Source organism: Leifsonia sp. LS1 (genome assembly GCF_020521355.1).
Classification (GTDB): domain Bacteria; phylum Actinomycetota; class Actinomycetes; order Actinomycetales; family Microbacteriaceae; genus Leifsonia.
In genome coordinates, this window is the sequence record NZ_BPER01000008.1 from 174,593 (window position 1) to 189,280 (window position 14,688).

General features: G+C 72.4%; 14 protein-coding genes. 9 read left to right on the top strand and 5 right to left on the bottom strand.

Annotation, left to right across the window (positions count from 1 at the left end; genetic code table 11):
- Positions 1-21: 21 nt before the first annotated feature.
- The 6 genes from rhaI (at position 22) to LLS1_RS15210 (ending at position 6,791) form a co-directional block, all read left to right on the top strand.
- Positions 22-1,185 (top strand): L-rhamnose isomerase, encoded by a 1,164-nt coding sequence (rhaI, locus tag LLS1_RS15185; RefSeq protein WP_226656794.1) that lies wholly within the window; start codon positions 22-24, stop codon positions 1,183-1,185.
- A 5-nt stretch (positions 1,186-1,190) separates the two neighbouring features.
- Positions 1,191-2,012, top strand: coding sequence for an alpha/beta hydrolase (locus LLS1_RS15190; protein ID WP_226656796.1), 822 nt, complete (start codon positions 1,191-1,193; stop codon positions 2,010-2,012).
- Positions 2,013-2,049: 37 nt separating this feature from the next.
- Positions 2,050-4,086 (top strand): bifunctional aldolase/short-chain dehydrogenase, encoded by a 2,037-nt coding sequence (locus LLS1_RS15195; RefSeq protein WP_226656798.1) that lies wholly within the window; start codon positions 2,050-2,052, stop codon positions 4,084-4,086.
- Complete coding sequence (locus LLS1_RS15200; protein ID WP_226656800.1) at positions 4,083-5,531, top strand: rhamnulokinase family protein; 1,449 nt, start codon at positions 4,083-4,085, stop codon at positions 5,529-5,531. The genes LLS1_RS15195 and LLS1_RS15200 overlap by 4 nt, the downstream gene beginning before the upstream one ends.
- A 324-nt stretch (positions 5,532-5,855) precedes the next feature.
- A complete protein-coding gene (locus LLS1_RS15205; protein WP_226656801.1) occupies positions 5,856-6,533 on the top strand; it encodes a nucleoside/nucleotide kinase family protein in 678 nt (225 codons plus the stop codon).
- Between the two features lie 9 nt (positions 6,534-6,542).
- The gene (locus tag LLS1_RS15210; RefSeq protein ID WP_223358978.1) at positions 6,543-6,791 is read left to right on the top strand and encodes a glutaredoxin family protein; all 249 of its coding nucleotides are present in this window, start codon (positions 6,543-6,545) and stop codon (positions 6,789-6,791) included.
- A gap of 51 nt (positions 6,792-6,842) precedes the next feature.
- On the opposite strand, the gene LLS1_RS15215 is transcribed toward LLS1_RS15210, so the two are convergent.
- Positions 6,843-7,415: a TetR family transcriptional regulator gene (locus LLS1_RS15215; RefSeq protein ID WP_226656803.1), complete on the bottom strand. Its 573-nt coding sequence runs from the start codon at positions 7,413-7,415 to the stop codon at positions 6,843-6,845.
- An 82-nt stretch (positions 7,416-7,497) separates the two neighbouring features.
- Here LLS1_RS15215 and LLS1_RS15220 point away from each other — a divergent pair, with 82 nt between their 5' ends.
- Positions 7,498-8,397 (top strand): SDR family oxidoreductase, encoded by a 900-nt coding sequence (locus LLS1_RS15220; RefSeq protein WP_226656805.1) that lies wholly within the window; start codon positions 7,498-7,500, stop codon positions 8,395-8,397.
- 65 nt (positions 8,398-8,462) lie between these two features.
- Here LLS1_RS15220 and LLS1_RS15225 read toward each other — a convergent pair whose 3' ends face one another.
- On the bottom strand, positions 8,463-9,089 hold the full coding sequence (locus LLS1_RS15225; protein ID WP_226656806.1) for an MBL fold metallo-hydrolase: 627 nt from the start codon (positions 9,087-9,089) through the stop codon (positions 8,463-8,465).
- Between the two features lie 99 nt (positions 9,090-9,188).
- On the opposite strand from LLS1_RS15225, the gene LLS1_RS15230 reads away from it, so the two are divergent.
- Both LLS1_RS15230 and LLS1_RS15235 read left to right on the top strand, forming a co-directional pair.
- Positions 9,189-10,160, top strand: a complete 972-nt coding sequence (locus LLS1_RS15230) for an aldo/keto reductase (RefSeq protein ID WP_223358974.1) — start codon at positions 9,189-9,191, stop codon at positions 10,158-10,160.
- Between the two features lie 40 nt (positions 10,161-10,200).
- Positions 10,201-11,061 (top strand): aldo/keto reductase, encoded by an 861-nt coding sequence (locus tag LLS1_RS15235; RefSeq protein ID WP_226656808.1) that lies wholly within the window; start codon positions 10,201-10,203, stop codon positions 11,059-11,061.
- Positions 11,062-11,150: 89 nt separating this feature from the next.
- On the opposite strand, the gene LLS1_RS15240 is transcribed toward LLS1_RS15235, so the two are convergent.
- From LLS1_RS15240 to murQ, 3 genes are read right to left on the bottom strand one after another with little or no spacing between them, the layout of a single operon-like run.
- Positions 11,151-12,839, bottom strand: a complete 1,689-nt coding sequence (locus LLS1_RS15240) for a beta-N-acetylhexosaminidase (protein ID WP_226656810.1) — start codon at positions 12,837-12,839, stop codon at positions 11,151-11,153.
- Positions 12,836-13,732, bottom strand: coding sequence for a MurR/RpiR family transcriptional regulator (locus LLS1_RS15245; RefSeq protein ID WP_223358971.1), 897 nt, complete (start codon positions 13,730-13,732; stop codon positions 12,836-12,838). The genes LLS1_RS15240 and LLS1_RS15245 overlap by 4 nt, the downstream gene beginning before the upstream one ends.
- 3 nt (positions 13,733-13,735) lie before the next feature.
- A complete protein-coding gene (gene murQ, locus LLS1_RS15250; RefSeq protein WP_226656812.1) occupies positions 13,736-14,686 on the bottom strand; it encodes an N-acetylmuramic acid 6-phosphate etherase in 951 nt (316 codons plus the stop codon).
- Between the last annotated feature and the right edge of the window lie 2 nt (positions 14,687-14,688).

A 14,688-nucleotide genomic window follows, 5' to 3' on the forward strand; every position in this document is an offset into this window, starting at 1 on the left:
TCCCCAGAGAAAGCGACATCCATGACACTCACCGACGACATCCGCTCGCAGCTCGCCCTGCAGGCGATCGAGCTGCCGAGCTGGGCGTTCGGCAACTCGGGCACCCGCTTCAAGGTGTTCGGCACCGCCGGCACGGCCCGCGATCCTTTCGAGAAGGTCTCCGACGCCGCGCAAGTGCACAAGCACACCGGCCTCGCCCCGACGGTGGCCCTGCACATCCCGTGGGACACGGTCGACTCGTACGCGGACCTGCGCAAGCACGCCGAGGACAACGGCGTCGAGCTCGGCACGGTCAACTCGAACACGTTCCAGGACGACGACTACAAGTTCGGCTCGGTGACCCACCACGACGACCGCATCCGTCAGAAGGCGATCGACCACCACTTCGCGTGCATCGACGTCATGAACGAGACCGGCTCGCGCGATCTGAAGATCTGGCTGGCCGACGGCACCAACTACCCGGGTCAGGACTCGCTGCGCGCCCGCCAGGACCGCCTCGCCGACAGCCTTCAGAAGATCTATGAGCGCATCGGCGACGACCAGCGTCTCGTGCTCGAGTACAAGTTCTTCGAGCCGGCGTTCTACCACACCGATGTTCCGGATTGGGGCACCAGCTTCGCGCAGACCTCGGCCCTCGGCGAGCGCGCCCTCGTCTGCCTCGACACCGGCCACCATGCGCCGGGCACCAACATCGAGTTCATCGTCATGCAGCTCCTGCGCCTCGGCAAGCTCGGCTCGTTCGACTTCAACAGCCGCTTCTACGCCGACGACGACCTGATCGTGGGCGCGGCCGACCCGTTCCAGCTGTTCCGGATCGTGTTTGAGGTCATCCAGGGCGGCGGATACGGCAACCCGGACGTGGCGTTCATGCTCGACCAGTGCCACAACCTCGAGGCCAAGATCCCGGGCCAGATCCGCTCGGTGCTCAACGTGCAGGAGGCGACGGCGAAGGCCCTCCTCGTCGACACGGAGGCGCTGGCCGCCGCGCAGCACGCCAACGACGTGCTCGCCGCCAACACGGTGTTCATGGACGCCTTCAATACCGACGTGCGTGCCGACCTCGCCGCCTGGCGCGAGAGCCGCGGTCTCCCGGCCGACCCGATGGCCGCCTACAAGGCGTCGGGCTACCAGGAGAAAATCGAGTCCGAGCGCGTCGGCGGCACCCAGGCCGGCTGGGGAGCCTGACCGACGTGCCCGCCATCGTCGTCCGGCAGCTCGCGGCCGAGGGTCCCCACGGCAGCATCCCGGTGCGCGTGTACGCGCCCGCCGGCGACGCCGTGCACCCCGGCCTGGTGTGGAACCACGGGGGCGCCTTCGCCGGCGGCGACCTCGACATGCCCGAGGCCGACTGGGTGTCCCGGTCGCTCGCCGAACGCGGCTTCGTCGTGGTGTCGGTCGACTACCGGCTCGCGGTGGAGGGCGTTCACTTCCCCGTACCGTCGGACGACGTCGTCGCCGCGTTCCGCTGGGTCGCCGCCCACACGGCCGAGCTGGGCATCGACCCGGCCCGGCTGGCGATCGGCGGCGCGTCCGCGGGCGGCGACCTCGCGGCAGGAGCACTGCTGCGGCTCCGCGACGGGGGCGGCCCGCTCCCGGCGCGCGCCCTGCTCGCGTACCCGACCGTGCATCCCGAGCTGCCGTCGTTCTCGGCGGAGCTGGAGGCCGCCGTCGCGCTGCACGAGCCAGACGACCCGCGCTTCGAGCCGGACGCCGTCCGCGAGATGAACCTGAACTTCGCGGGCGACGAGGCCACGATGTCGGACCCGTACGCCTTCCCCGGCCTCGCCGACCCGACAGGGCTGCCGCCGGTCTTCGTCCTCAATTCGGAGGTCGACACCCTCCGCGCATCGGGCGAGGCCTTCGCCGCCTCGCTCGCCCGTCACGGCGTCACCGTGCTCTCGCTGTTCGAGCCCGGCAGCCGCCACGGCCACCTCAATCGGCCCGACGAGGCGGCGGCACGCCGCAGCATCGACCGCATCACCGCGTGGCTCTCCACCCCCGCGCTCCCCTGACCACGACCGTCCCTCCCCGATAAGGAACCCACGCATCATGACGAACGAGACCGTCGCGGCGCTCATCGCCCGCTCGAACCGCCTCGGCGCCGACCCGAAAAACACGAACTACGCCGGCGGCAACACCTCCGCCAAGGGCGTCGAGACCGATCCGGTGACCGGCGAGCCGGTCGAGCTCCTCTGGGTCAAGGGCTCCGGAGGCGACCTCGGCACACTGACGGAGTCCGGCCTCGCGGTGCTGCGTCTGGACCGGCTGCGCGCGCTGCGGAACGTGTACCCGGGCGTCGAACGCGAGGACGAGATGGTCGCCGCGTTCGATTACACGCTCCACGGCAAGGGCGGCGCTGCTCCGTCGATCGACACCGCCATGCACGGCCTGGTGGATGCGGCCCACGTCGACCACCTCCACCCCGACTCCGGCATCGCGATCGCGACGGCCGCCGACGGCGAGGAGCTGACGAAGGCGATCTTCGGCGGCAGGGTCGTCTGGTTGCCCTGGCGGCGCCCCGGCTTCCAGCTCGGCCTGGACATCGCAGCGATCAAGGCCGCGAACCCGGAGGCGATCGGCACGATCCTCGGCGGCCACGGCATCACCGCGTGGGGCGCGACCAGCGAGGAGGCGGAGGCCAACTCGCTCTGGATCATCGACACCGCCGCCGAGTACATCGCCGCGAACGGCCGGCCGAACCCGTTCGGAACCCCATTGGCCGGTTACGAGGCGCTCCCCGCGGCGGAGCGCCGGGCGAAGGCCGCCGCACTGGCTCCCCATCTGCGCGCACTCGCCTCCACCGACCGGGTCCAGGTGGGCCACTTCACCGACTCCGACGTCGTCCTCGACTTCCTCGCGTCGAGCGAGCACCCGCGCCTCGCCGCGCTCGGCACGTCCTGCCCCGACCATTTCCTCCGCACCAAGGTCAAGCCGCTCGTCCTCGACCTGCCGGCCACCGCCTCGGTCGAGGAGTCGGTCGCCCGGCTCGACGAGCTGCACGAGCAGTACCGCGCCGACTACCAGGCGTACTACGACCGCAACGCCACCCCCGACTCCCCGGCGATCCGCGGCGCGGATCCGGCGATCGTACTCATCCCGGGCGTCGGGATGTTCTCCTACGGAGCGAACAAGCAGACCGCCCGCGTCGCCGGCGAGTTCTACGTCAACGCCATCAATGTGATGCGCGGCGCCGAGGCGCTCTCCACCTACGCACCGATCGACGAGGCGGAGAAGTTCCGCATCGAGTACTGGGCACTGGAGGAGGCGAAGCTGGCCCGCCTCCCGAAGCCGAAGCCGCTCGCGGGCCGGATCGCACTGGTCACCGGCGCCGCCTCCGGCATCGGCAAGGCCATCGCCACCCGCCTCGCCGCCGAGGGCGCGTGCGTCGTCATCGCCGACCTCGACCTCAAGAAGGCCCGGGCGGCCGCCGCCGAGATCGGCGGCGCCGACGTCGCCATCGGCGTGGTCGCGAACGTGACCGACGAGGAGGCCGTCCAGGCCTCCGTCGACGCCGCCCTGCTCGCCTTCGGCGGCCTCGACCTCGTCGTCAACAACGCCGGCCTCTCCATCTCCAAGCCACTGCTGGAGACCACCACGGCCGACTGGGACCTCCAGCACGACGTCATGGCGAAGGGATCGTTCCTCGTCTCGCGCGCCGCCGCCAAGGTGCTGATCGACCAGAAGCTCGGCGGTGACATCGTCTACATCTCGTCGAAGAACTCCCTCTTCGCCGGCCCGAACAACATCGCCTACTCCGCCACGAAGGCCGACCAGGCCCACCAGGTGCGCCTCCTCGCCGCGGAACTCGGCGACCACGGCATCCGGGTCAACGGCATCAACCCCGACGGCGTGGTCCGCGGCTCCGGGATCTTCGCCGGCGGCTGGGGCGCCAAGCGCGCCGCCGTCTACGGGGTGCCCGAGGAGGAGCTGGGCCAGTACTACGCCCAGCGCACCCTGCTGAAGCGCGAGGTCCTGCCGGAGCACGTCGCCAACGCCGTGTTCGTGCTCTGCACCAGCGACCTCGACCACACTACGGGGCTGCACATCCCCGTAGACGCCGGCGTCGCCGCCGCCTTCCTGCGATGACCGCCGCGTCGCGCACGGGCGCCGTCGCGGCCGTCGATCTCGGGGCGACCAGCGGGCGCGTCATGCACGCCCGCGTCGGCGCCGACACGCTCGAGCTGACGGAGGCGGCCCGATTCCTCAACACGCCCGTGCGGCTGTGGGAGGGGGACCGTCCGGCCCTGCACTGGAACCTCGCCGGGCTGTTCACCAGCATCCTGGAGGGGCTCGGCTCCGTCGCCCGCACCGAGCCCGGCCTCGTCGCCGTCGGCGTGGACTCGTGGGCCGTCGACTACGGCCTCCTGCGCGGGGGCCGGCTGCTCGGCGAGCCCTACCACTACCGCGACGAGCGCTCCGAGCGCGGCGTGGAGCTCGTGCACGCGGCCGTCGCACCCGACGAGCTGTACCGGGAGGGCGGCCTGCAGTTCCTGCCGTTCAACTCCCTCTATCAGCTCGCCGCCGACCACGACGTCGGCGCACTGGAGGGTGCGGATCGCTTTCTCCTCGTGCCCGACCTGGTCACCTATTGGCTGACGGGCATCGAGCAGGCGGAGCGGACCAACGCCTCCACCACCGGCCTGCTCACCGCCGAGGGCCGCTGGAACGACGATCTCATCGAGCGCCTCGGCCTGCCTCGCGGCGTGTTCGCACCGCTCGTCGACGCGGGCTCCGCCGTCGGCCCGCTGCTGCCGTCCCTCGCCGCCGACCTGCCTTTCGGCGGCGCCGGGCCGACCGTGACCGCCGTCGGCTCGCACGACACCGCGTCCGCCGTCGTGGCCGTGCCGATGGACGCCTCCCGCGCCGCCTACATCTCCTGCGGCACCTGGGGCCTCGTCGGCGTCGAGCTGGAGCACCGCGTCGTCAGCCCGGAGGGGCGCGCGGCCAACTTCACCAACGAGGGGGGCGTCGACGGCCGGGTCCGCTACCTCCACAACGTGATGGGGTTGTGGCTGCTGAGCGAGTCCCTGCGCGAGTGGCGGCGCCGCGGCCTCCACGTCACGCTGGAGACGCTGCTCGCCGAGGCCGCGGGCCTCCCCCGGCCGACGGATCTCTTCGACGCCGACGACCCCCGCTTCCTCGCGCCCGGCGACCTCCCGAGCCGCATCGCCGACTGGTTCGCCGAGCACGACTGCCGCGCGCCCGCCAGCCCGGCCGGCATGGTCCGCGTCATCGTCGAGAGCCTCGCCGACGCCTTCGCCCGCTCCGTGCGGAGCGCCTCCGAACTCTCCGGCGTCCCCGTCGACACCATCCACGTCGTCGGCGGAGGTGCACGCAACGCCCTCCTCTGCCAGGCGACGGCGGACCGGGCCAGCGTGCCCGTGCTCGCCGGCCCGGTCGAGGCGACGGCCCTCGGCAACGCCCTCATCCAGGCCCGCGCCGCGGGGCTGCTCGACGGCGACCTGGAGACGCTGCGCGCGCTGGTGGGCCGGCACTACGCACCGGTGCGGTACGAGCCGGCGGGGCGGTAGGAGGGCGGAGGACGCCGTAGGCCGGGTTCGACGGGGAGCGCCGCAGCCGCGATCATCCACCTCCGGATGATCCCCCCGGTTCAGCTCCGCCGATTCGCGCATCGGCGTCGCGGCGCTCGCCCATCTCCCCGGCCGACGCGTGTGCCGGCCGGGGTTCAGCCAATCGCAGGGGTGCGGGCAGGTGCCGGGGTTTTCTGAGGAGTCCCGTGACGGACGTCGTGATCCTCCGTAGCGCCGCGCGGCGGGAGGGCCGGGATCGGGCATGAATGCCTGCAGGAGTTCCGTAGTGCTGTGGGAGGTCCGGCGAACCGCGATGATGGGGACGTGCCTCTCGACATCCCACCCGCCGATCTGGATCTCGACGCCCTCGCCCGGCGCGCTTCCGCACTCGCACCGGCCGGTTCGCGGGCCGTGCTCGGCGTCGCGGGCAGCCCCGGGTCGGGCAAGACGTCGCTGGCGCGCGCGGTCGCGGAGCGCGTCGACGCGCTGAGCGGGACGCCCGGGACCGCCCAGCACGTGCCGATGGACGGCTTCCATCTGGCGAACGGCACCCTCGACCAGCTCGGTCGGCGCGACCGGAAGGGGGCGATCGACACCTTCGACGCCTGGGGGTTCGCGGCGCTCGTGCAGCGCCTGGCGACCGATCGGCTCGACCCGGTCTACGCTCCGGCGTTCGACCGGCGGGTGGACGAGCCGGTCGCGGGGTCGATCCGCGTGCTGCCCGAGACACGGCTGGTGGTGGTCGAGGGCAACTACCTGCTGGTGGATGCGGACCCGTGGTCGCGCATCCCTCCACTCCTGGCGGAGAGCTGGTTCGTGGCGACGCCGGAAGCTGAACGCGAGGCCCGGCTCGTGGATCGGCACACCCGTCACGGCCGCACCCCGGAGGCCGCCCTCGCGTGGGCGCGGGAGGTCGACGGCGTCAACGCCGCCCTCATCGAGGCGACGCGCGAGCGGGCGACGCTGGTCGTGGACGGTCGGCTCCCAGGCGTGGCGGCCTAGGCTGGCGTGATGACCGAATCGTTCGACAAGCTGACCATGTTCGGCGCGGACTGGTGCCGCGACTGCATCCGCTCGAAGGCGCTGCTCGACCGGCTGGGCGCCGACTACGAGTACATCGACCTCGTCGCGCGGCCCGAGGAGGCCGAGCGGGCGCAGGCGATCAGCGGGCGGACCAACATCCCCGTCGTCGTGTTTCCCGACGGCCGTCACTTCGTCGAGCCGACGGACCCCGAGCTCGAGGCCGCGCTGGCGCAGTAGGCGCCGGCCGGCGGCTGTACGCGGGCGCGCCTCGGCGGGCGCGCGCCGTCGTCATTCTGCGACGACGGCGGAGAGCGCGCGCAGCTCTCCCATCACCTGACGCACGCGCTCGGCCAGTGAGCCGGGCGCGTCGTCGGCGACCCACGCGGCGAAGGCGACCTTGAAGGCCGCGACGGCCGCTTCGGCGGCGATCGCAGCCTCCTGATGCGCGGTGCCGCGCGCGCGCAGCGCGGCCGTGACCGCCTCGCCGAGCTGGGCGAGCTTGAGCAGCTCCCGCTCCTGGAGGCTGGCGTTGGCTGCGATCGCCGCAGCCCGCTGCCGCGCATACGGCCGACGCTCCTCCAGCAGCGTCGTGCCCTCGGCGAGCGCCTCCTCCGCCGCCTCCAGCGCGGGGATCTCCGCGGGGAGGCCGGCGAGCACGGCGAGCACGTCGTGCTCCATCTGCCCGGTCGCGTCGAAGAGCACCTCGCGTTTGTCGGTGAAGTAGCGGAAGAAGGTGCGCTCCGTCACGCCCGCGCGTGCCGCGATGTCGGAGACGGTGGTCTGCTCGAACCCCGGATCGAGATAGAGCTCGAGCGCGGCCAGACGCATGCGCCCCTGCGCGTCCGGCTCCCAGCGTCCCATGAGCACAGTCTAGTGATGACAGCTGCTGACATCGGTGCTACTGTCGATGTCAGCCACTGACATGACTGGAAGGGAACCTCCCATGCGCGTTTTCGTCACCGGAGCCTCGGGCTGGATCGGCTCGGCCGCCGTCCCCGAGCTGCTCGCCGCCGGACACGAGGTCGTCGGGCTCGCCCGATCGGACGCCTCGGCCGCCGCCCTCCAGGCTGCCGGCGCCCATGTGCGCACCGGCAGCCTGGACGACCTGGCCAGCCTCCGCGCGGGAGCGGCGGAGGCCGACGCCGTGCTCCACCTGGCCTTCAAGCACGACTTCTCCGACTACGAAGGGGCCGGGCGCACGGAGCGCGCCGCGGTCGAGACCATGCTCGACGAGCTGGCCGGGACCGACAGGCCGTTCCTGTTCGCATCCGGGATCGCGATGCTGGCTCCCGGCCGCGTCGCGACCGAGGAGGACGGCCCCCGCTCCTCCGACCCCGCCTCCCCGCGCGGCGGCGCCGAGGGCTTCGCGCTCGCGTCGGCCGAGCGCGGCGTCCGCCCGGTCTCGCTCCGCTTCGCGCCGACCGTCCACGGCATCGGCGACCACGGCTTCTCGGCCGTGCTGGCGGGTATTGCACGCGAGAAGGGCGTGGCCGGCTATGTCGGCGACGGTTCCAACCGCTGGCCGGCGGTGCACCACTCCGACGCCGGCCGCCTCATCGCGCGCGCCCTCGAGGCCGCACCGGAGGGCGGCGCGATCGTGCATGCCGTGGGCGAGGAGGGCATCCCCGCGCGCGAGATCGCAGAGGCGTTCGGCTCGGCGCTCGGCGTCCCCACCGCCTCCATATCCCCCGAGGATGCGGCCTCCCACTTCGGCTGGATCGGCGGCTTCTTCGCCGCGGACATCCCCGCCTCCAGCGCCCTCACCCGCGCCCGCTACGACTGGGAGCCGACCGGTCCCACCCTCCTCGAGGACATCGCCGCCGGCGCCTACCCCGGAGCCTGACCCGCGAGGCGGCCCGAACTGGGGCCCGGGACGCCGAAGCGGCCGAGAATCGGCCGCCTCGCCGCTCAGGCGAGCCGGGCGGGCGCGCCGTGCCCGGGGCAGACGAGGCGCGGGCGACGCGCGGCGAGCGCCCCCAGCGTCGCGTCGGCGGCCGTCCGGTCGCTGATCAGGAAGCCGGGGAAGTGCACGAGCCGCCCGTGCGAGACACGCGCCGCGTCGCCGATGAACGCAACCCCACGCCAGAGGAACGCATGGTGTCCGGGCGTGTGCCCGGGAGCCGGCACCGCGACGAGTCCCGGCACGACCTCGGTCTCCGCGTCGTCCGGCAGCTCGACGAGCGCCGGGATAGCCGGGCGGCCCAGCCATCCCGCGTTCCGCATCCAGCGGCGCACGCGGGTCGGCGGCTCGGCCTCGCCGCGCAGGATGCGCACGTCCGCCTCGCCGAGCCACACCCGCGCCCCGGTCTCGCGCTGCACCGCAGCCGCAGCCCCGACGTGGTCGGGGTCGTAGTGGGTCAGGACGATGTCGGTGAGGCGTGGGATGCGCGCGGCCGCCAACTCCGCGACCACCCTTCGCGCTCCCGACGGAAGCCCCGAGTCGACCAGCACGGACCGGTCGCCCGCCTCGATGAGGTAGGCGTTGCCGGCGCGCGCCGACTCGACGCGATACAGGGACGGGATCACTTCGCGCATGCTGGGATCGTAGCCTCGTTCGCATTCATCGACGCGCTCGCATAATCCCATCCACTCCTCCTGTTGGACTTCCGGCCGGGGTGGGCGGATGCTGACGGCATGGAGTACACCCAGCTCGGCCGGTCCGGCCTGAAAGTATCCCGCCTCGTCCTCGGCACGATGAACTTCGGCCCGCAGACGTCGCCGGAGGATTCGCACACCATCATGGATGCCGCCCACGAGGCCGGCATCAACTACTTCGACACCGCGAACGTCTACGGCCAGCATGTCGGCAAGGGCGCGACCGAGTCGATCATCGGCGACTGGTTCGCCCTCGGCGGCGGCCGCCGCGAGAAGACCGTGCTCGCGACGAAACTGTACGGCGAGATGGGCGACTGGCCCAACGAAGGCCGCCTCTCGGCCCTCAACATCCGCCGCGCCCTCGACGCCAGCCTGCAGCGCCTGCAGACCGACCACATCGACATCTACCAGTTCCACCATGTCGACCGGGACACCCCCTGGGACGAGATCTGGCAGGCCATCGAGACCGCGATCGCCCAGGGCAAGATCCTCTACGCGGGGTCGAGCAACTTCGCCGGCTGGCACCTGGCGACCGCGCAGGCGGAGGCCCGCAAGCGCAACCTCCTCGGCCTCGTCAGCGAGCAGTCCATCTACAACCTCCTCACCCGGCAGGTGGAGCTGGAGGTGCTGCCGGCCGCGCAGGCCAACGGCATCGGCGTCATCGCCTGGTCGCCGCTGCAGGGCGGCCTCCTCGGCGGCGTGGTACGCAAGCAGAACGAGGGCAAGCGCCGCCTGGAGGGTCGCGCCGCCGAGACGCTCGAGGAGCACCGCGACGCGATCGAGGCCTACGAGGCGTTCGCCGCCGAGCTCGGTCACGAGCCCGGCGACATCGCCCTCGCCTGGCTGCTCAGCCGGCCGGGCGTCACCGGCCCGATCATCGGACCGCGCACCCTGGACCAGCTGAACGCCGGGCTCCGCGCCCTCCACGTCGAGCTGGACGAGACCGCGCTGGCCCGTCTCGACGAGATCTTCCCGGGCCACAAGACGGCCCCCGAGGACTACGCCTGGTGAGCGCCGGGCGCTCTACCGCAACGATACCGAAAGGAACAGAGTGAAGACACGCAGGATCGCCGACGTCGAGGTGAGCGCGATCGGGCTGGGCGGCATGCCGATGTCGATCGAGGGCCGCCCGGACCGCGAGCGCTCGATCCGCACCGTGCACGCCGCGCTCGACGCCGGGGTCACCTTCATCGACACCGCCGACGCCTACCACCTGCACGCCGACGAGGTCGGACACAACGAGGAGCTCATCGCGGAAGCGCTGCGCACGTGGAGCGGCGACGCTTCCACCGTCCTCGTCGCGACCAAGGGCGGCCACTTGCGCCCGGGCGACGGGAGCTGGACGCTGAACGGGCGCCCGGAGTACATCAGGAAGGCCGCCAAGGCCTCCCTCGCCCGACTCGGCGGCGACGCGATCGGGCTGTACCAGTTCCACCGGCCCGACCCGGAGGTGCCCTACGCCGACTCGGTCGGCGCCGTGCGCGACCTGCTGGACGAGGGGGTGATCCGCCTCGCGGGGATCTCGAACGCGAACCCCGAGCAGATCCGGCTGGCTCAGGACATCCTGGGCGGCCGGCTCGCCTCGGTGCAGAATCAGTTCTCGCCCGCGTTCCGATCGAGCGCCCCGGAGCTGGAGCTGACCGGGGAGCTCGGCATCGCCTTCCTGCCGTGGAGCCCGCTCGGCGGCATCACGAACGCGGCCGAGCTCGGGAGCCGCTTCGAGCCGTTCAAGGACGTCGCGGCGGCCCGCGGGATCAGCCCGCAGGTCGTGGCACTCGCGTGGCACCTGGCGCAGGGGCCGCACGTCATCCCGATCCCGGGCTCCTCGCGTCCCGAGACGATCCGCGACTCCGTGACCGCCGTCGATGTGATCCTCACCCCCGACGAGCTCGCGCGCCTGAACGCCGCCTGAACGCCGCCTGACGAGTCGCCCGCCCCTCCCGCCCGCCGAGTGCGCGCACTCTCCGTGTGCTCGGCAGCGGGGCGGCGCGGGCGCGCGGGTCAGGAGACGATGGTCGCGGTGAGGTCGGCGAGCTCGGCCTCGCGGTCCGCACGGTCGCGCGGCGCGCCGGGGATGCCGGGGCGCTGCTGCCACGGCAGCGGCCCGTCGGCACGGCGGTACTCGACGCCGACCGCGTCGAGGCGCGCCAGGTGCGCGTCGAGGCGTGGCGCGAACTCCTCCCACGACCGCTCGCCCGACCGGTCGGCGCACCACAGGGCCTCGGCCAGCGCAGCGAGGCGGGGGAAGGCGAAGTAGTCGAGCCCGCGCGGCTGGTCGATGTACTCGGTCCACAGGTTCGCCTGCGCGCCCAGCACGTGCGCACGCTGGTCGTCCGTGAGCTCAGCCGGCACCGGGTCGAGCTCGAAGACGTCACGGACGGTCGTCACCGTGACCAACGGGATGGGCTCCTCCGGCGAATCGGACTGCCGGTAGTTGAAGTACAGGACACGGTCGGGGCACAGCACCACGTCGTGGCCCTGACGCGCGGCGGCCACGGCCCCGGTCTCCCCGCGCCAACTGGCGACGGTCGCACCCGGGGCGAGGCCGCCTTCCAGGATCTCGTCCCAGCCGTATGACCGGCGGCCGCGGGACGTGAGGTGCTCGTCGATCCGGCGGACGAACCAGCTCTGGCCCTCTTCCTCGGTCGCCGCTCCGATCTCGCGCAGCCGCTCCTGGGTCCGCGGATCGGCGCGCCACTGGTCCTTGCGGCACTCGTCACCGCCGATGCCGATGTATGCGGAGGGGAACACGTCGACGACCTCGTCGAGCACGTTCCGGAAGAACGCGACCGTCGACTCCTCGAGGTTGAGCACGTTGCGGCTGATTCCGTAGCGCGTCCACACCTCGCGCGGCTCGTCCCCGCCCGCGACACCGAGCTCCGGATACGCCGCGATCGCGGCCTGCACATGGCCGGGGGACTCGATCTCCGGGATCACCGTGATGCCCCGCGCGGCCGCGTAGGCGACGATCTCGCGGAGGTCGTCCTGGGTGTAGAAGCCGCCGTGCGGGCGGCCGTCGGCCGGGGCGTCCGGGCCGAAGCCGACCTGGGACTCCCGTCGCCATGCGCCGATCTCGGTGAGACGCGGGTAGCGTCGGATCTCCATCCGCCAGCCCTGATCGTCGGTGAGGTGGAGGTGCAGCACGCTCATCCGGTGCATCGCCAGCAGGTCGACGAAGCGCAGCACGTCGTGTTTGGGCAAGAAGTGGCGGGCGACGTCGAGCATCAGCCCGCGCCAGGCGAACGCGGGGCTGTCCTCGACGATGCAGGCGGGTGCGGCCCAGCGGGTCCCCGGCACGACGCCGCGCCGGTAGACGGCAGGCGGGAGGAGCTGCAGGAACGACTGCGCGCCGTGGGACACCGCAGCGGCCGAGCCGCCCTGGATGCGTACTCCGGTGGGCTCGACCGCGAGCCGGTACTCCTCTGCGGCGAGCGCTGCATCGACGGCGAGGGCGATCGCACCGACGCCCTCTCCGTCCGTCGTCACGGGATCCACGGCCTCGGGCGCACCGGCGACGGGCAGACCGGTCGCGGCCGCCAGCTGCGCCCGCAGCCAGGAGGCGATCGGTGCGCCGGCCGCATCGGCGACGACCACCGTCCGCTCGTCGAGCACGAACTCGCCAGGCCGGTCCTCCGCCCGCAGAGGTCGCGGGAGCAGACGGTCGGCGACCGGAGTGCGGGCGGCGGTCATCGCTCGGGACGCTCCGCGCGCTCGATCCGCACCGGCCGCTGGCTGCGCACCGCCTCGTAGGTGAGCCGCAGGGACTCCGTCATCCGGTCGTACATCTGCTGCGCCACGCGCACGAAGAGGAAGTCGACGAGCGCGAGCTGCGCGATGCGGCTCGACATCGCGCCGCTGCGGTAGAGGCTCTCGCGCGCCTGCGTGGTGAGCACGTGATCGCTGACGCCGCGGATGCTGGAGTCGGGGAAGCTCGTGATCGCGACCGTCGTCGCTCCGGCCGCGTGCGCGACGGAGAGCGCGTGAGTGGTCTCGAGCGTCTCGCCGGAGTGGGAGACCCCGATGGCGACGTTGCCGGGCTTCTGCAGTGCGGCCGACGCGAGAGCCAGATGGGAGTCGACCGAGCAGAAGGCGGTCAGCCCGATGCGGGAGAGCTTCTGCTGCAGGTCCTGCGCGGTGAGGCTGCTGGCACCGGCCCCGTAGAGGTCGATGCGGCCGGCGGCGACGATGGCGGAGACCACGCGGTCGAGCGCGTCGAGGTCGAGCTCGCGGGCGGTCTGCTCGATGGCGAGCGCATCCTGGTAGGCGATCTTGGCGACGACCTCCTGCACGCTGTCGGCCGGGTCCACCTCGCTCTCGGTCAGGTCGAACCGCTCGCGTGTCGCCTGCTCACGGCTGGTGGCGGCGGCCACGGCGAGGCGGAACTCCCGATAGCCGCTGAAGCCGATGCTCTGGCAGAAGCGCGCGATGGTGGCCTGGGACGCGTCGCAGACGGCGGCGAGCTCGGAGATGGTCAGATCGACGACCCGCTCGGGATGCTCCATCACCACCTGCGCGATGCGCCTCTCGGTGGCGCTCAGCCGCGGCACCGCCTGGCGCACCGCGGAGAGGACGTCGGCCATCATGCTCTACCGCACCGATTCCCGTGCATCGACCGCCGCGAGAGCGTCGCGCAGCCGTCCGCCGTGTTCGGCGAGGACCCGCACAGCGGCGTCCGCGTCGAGGGTCGTCTCGCTCATGAGGATCGCCGCCTTAATCCACCCGCCGGTCGCGTTGAGCGCCTCCGCAGCCTGCTGCGGATCGGTGCCCGTCGCCAGCATAACGGTCCGCTCGGACCGGGCGCGCAGCTTGGCGTTGGTGGCCCGGAGGTCGACCATCAGGTTGCCGTAGACCTTGCCGAGCCGCACCATCGAGATGGTGCTGATCATGTTGAGCACGAGCTTCTGAGCCGTCCCGGCTTTGAGCCGGGTCGAGCCGGTCAGGATCTCGGGGCCGACGACGACCTCGATGCCGACCTCGGCGTCGCGCCCGAGGGGCGAATCCGGGTTGCAGGAGAGCCCGACGGTGAAGGCACCCGCCCGGCGCGCCTGGTCGATCGCCCCGAGCACGAACGGCGTGCGGCCCGACGCTGAGATGCCGACCACCGCATCGAGCGGGCCGATGGTGACGGCACGCACGGCAGCGCGACCGGCCTCGTCGTCGTCCTCCGCGTTCTCGACCGCTGTGTGCAGCGCTTCCGGGCCGCCCGCCATCAGACCGACCACGAGCTCGGGAGCGGCGCCGAACGTCGGCGGGATCTCGCTCGCGTCGAGCACGCCCATCCGCCCGGCAGTGCCGGCGCCCGCGTAGATCAGCCGACCGCCGCGCCGCATGCGCTCCGAGACGCCTTCGACGGCCGCGACGATGCTGGCGCTCTCGCGCGCGACCGCGACAGGCACCTCCGCGTTGGCCTCGTTCATCGCCGCCACCAGCTCCTCGATCGACATGATGTCGAGATCGCGGGTGGACTCGCTCACCGCCTCGGTCGCGAGCGTCCCGAGTGTCTCGCGCAGGTCGGAGAGGGGATGCGGCTCAGCCACGG

Bases quoted from the DNA above. Each gene is read 5' to 3' on its own strand.
- LLS1_RS15200 (WP_226656800.1), top strand. From the start codon at position 4,083: ATGACCGCCGCGTCGCGCACGGGCGCCGTCGCGGCCGTCGATCTCGGG.
- rhaI (WP_226656794.1), top strand. From the start codon at position 22: ATGACACTCACCGACGACATCCGCTCGCAGCTCGCCCTGCAGGCGATC.
- LLS1_RS15240 (WP_226656810.1), bottom strand. From the start codon at position 12,839: ATGACCGCCGCCCGCACTCCGGTCGCCGACCGTCTGCTCCCGCGACCT.
- LLS1_RS15195 (WP_226656798.1), top strand. From the start codon at position 2,050: ATGACGAACGAGACCGTCGCGGCGCTCATCGCCCGCTCGAACCGCCTC.
- LLS1_RS15210 (WP_223358978.1), top strand. From the start codon at position 6,543: ATGACCGAATCGTTCGACAAGCTGACCATGTTCGGCGCGGACTGGTGC.
- LLS1_RS15230 (WP_223358974.1), top strand. From the start codon at position 9,189: ATGGAGTACACCCAGCTCGGCCGGTCCGGCCTGAAAGTATCCCGCCTC.
- LLS1_RS15225 (WP_226656806.1), bottom strand. From the start codon at position 9,089: ATGCGCGAAGTGATCCCGTCCCTGTATCGCGTCGAGTCGGCGCGCGCC.
- LLS1_RS15245 (WP_223358971.1), bottom strand. From the start codon at position 13,732: ATGATGGCCGACGTCCTCTCCGCGGTGCGCCAGGCGGTGCCGCGGCTG.
- LLS1_RS15220 (WP_226656805.1), top strand. From the start codon at position 7,498: ATGCGCGTTTTCGTCACCGGAGCCTCGGGCTGGATCGGCTCGGCCGCC.
- LLS1_RS15215 (WP_226656803.1), bottom strand. From the start codon at position 7,415: ATGGGACGCTGGGAGCCGGACGCGCAGGGGCGCATGCGTCTGGCCGCG.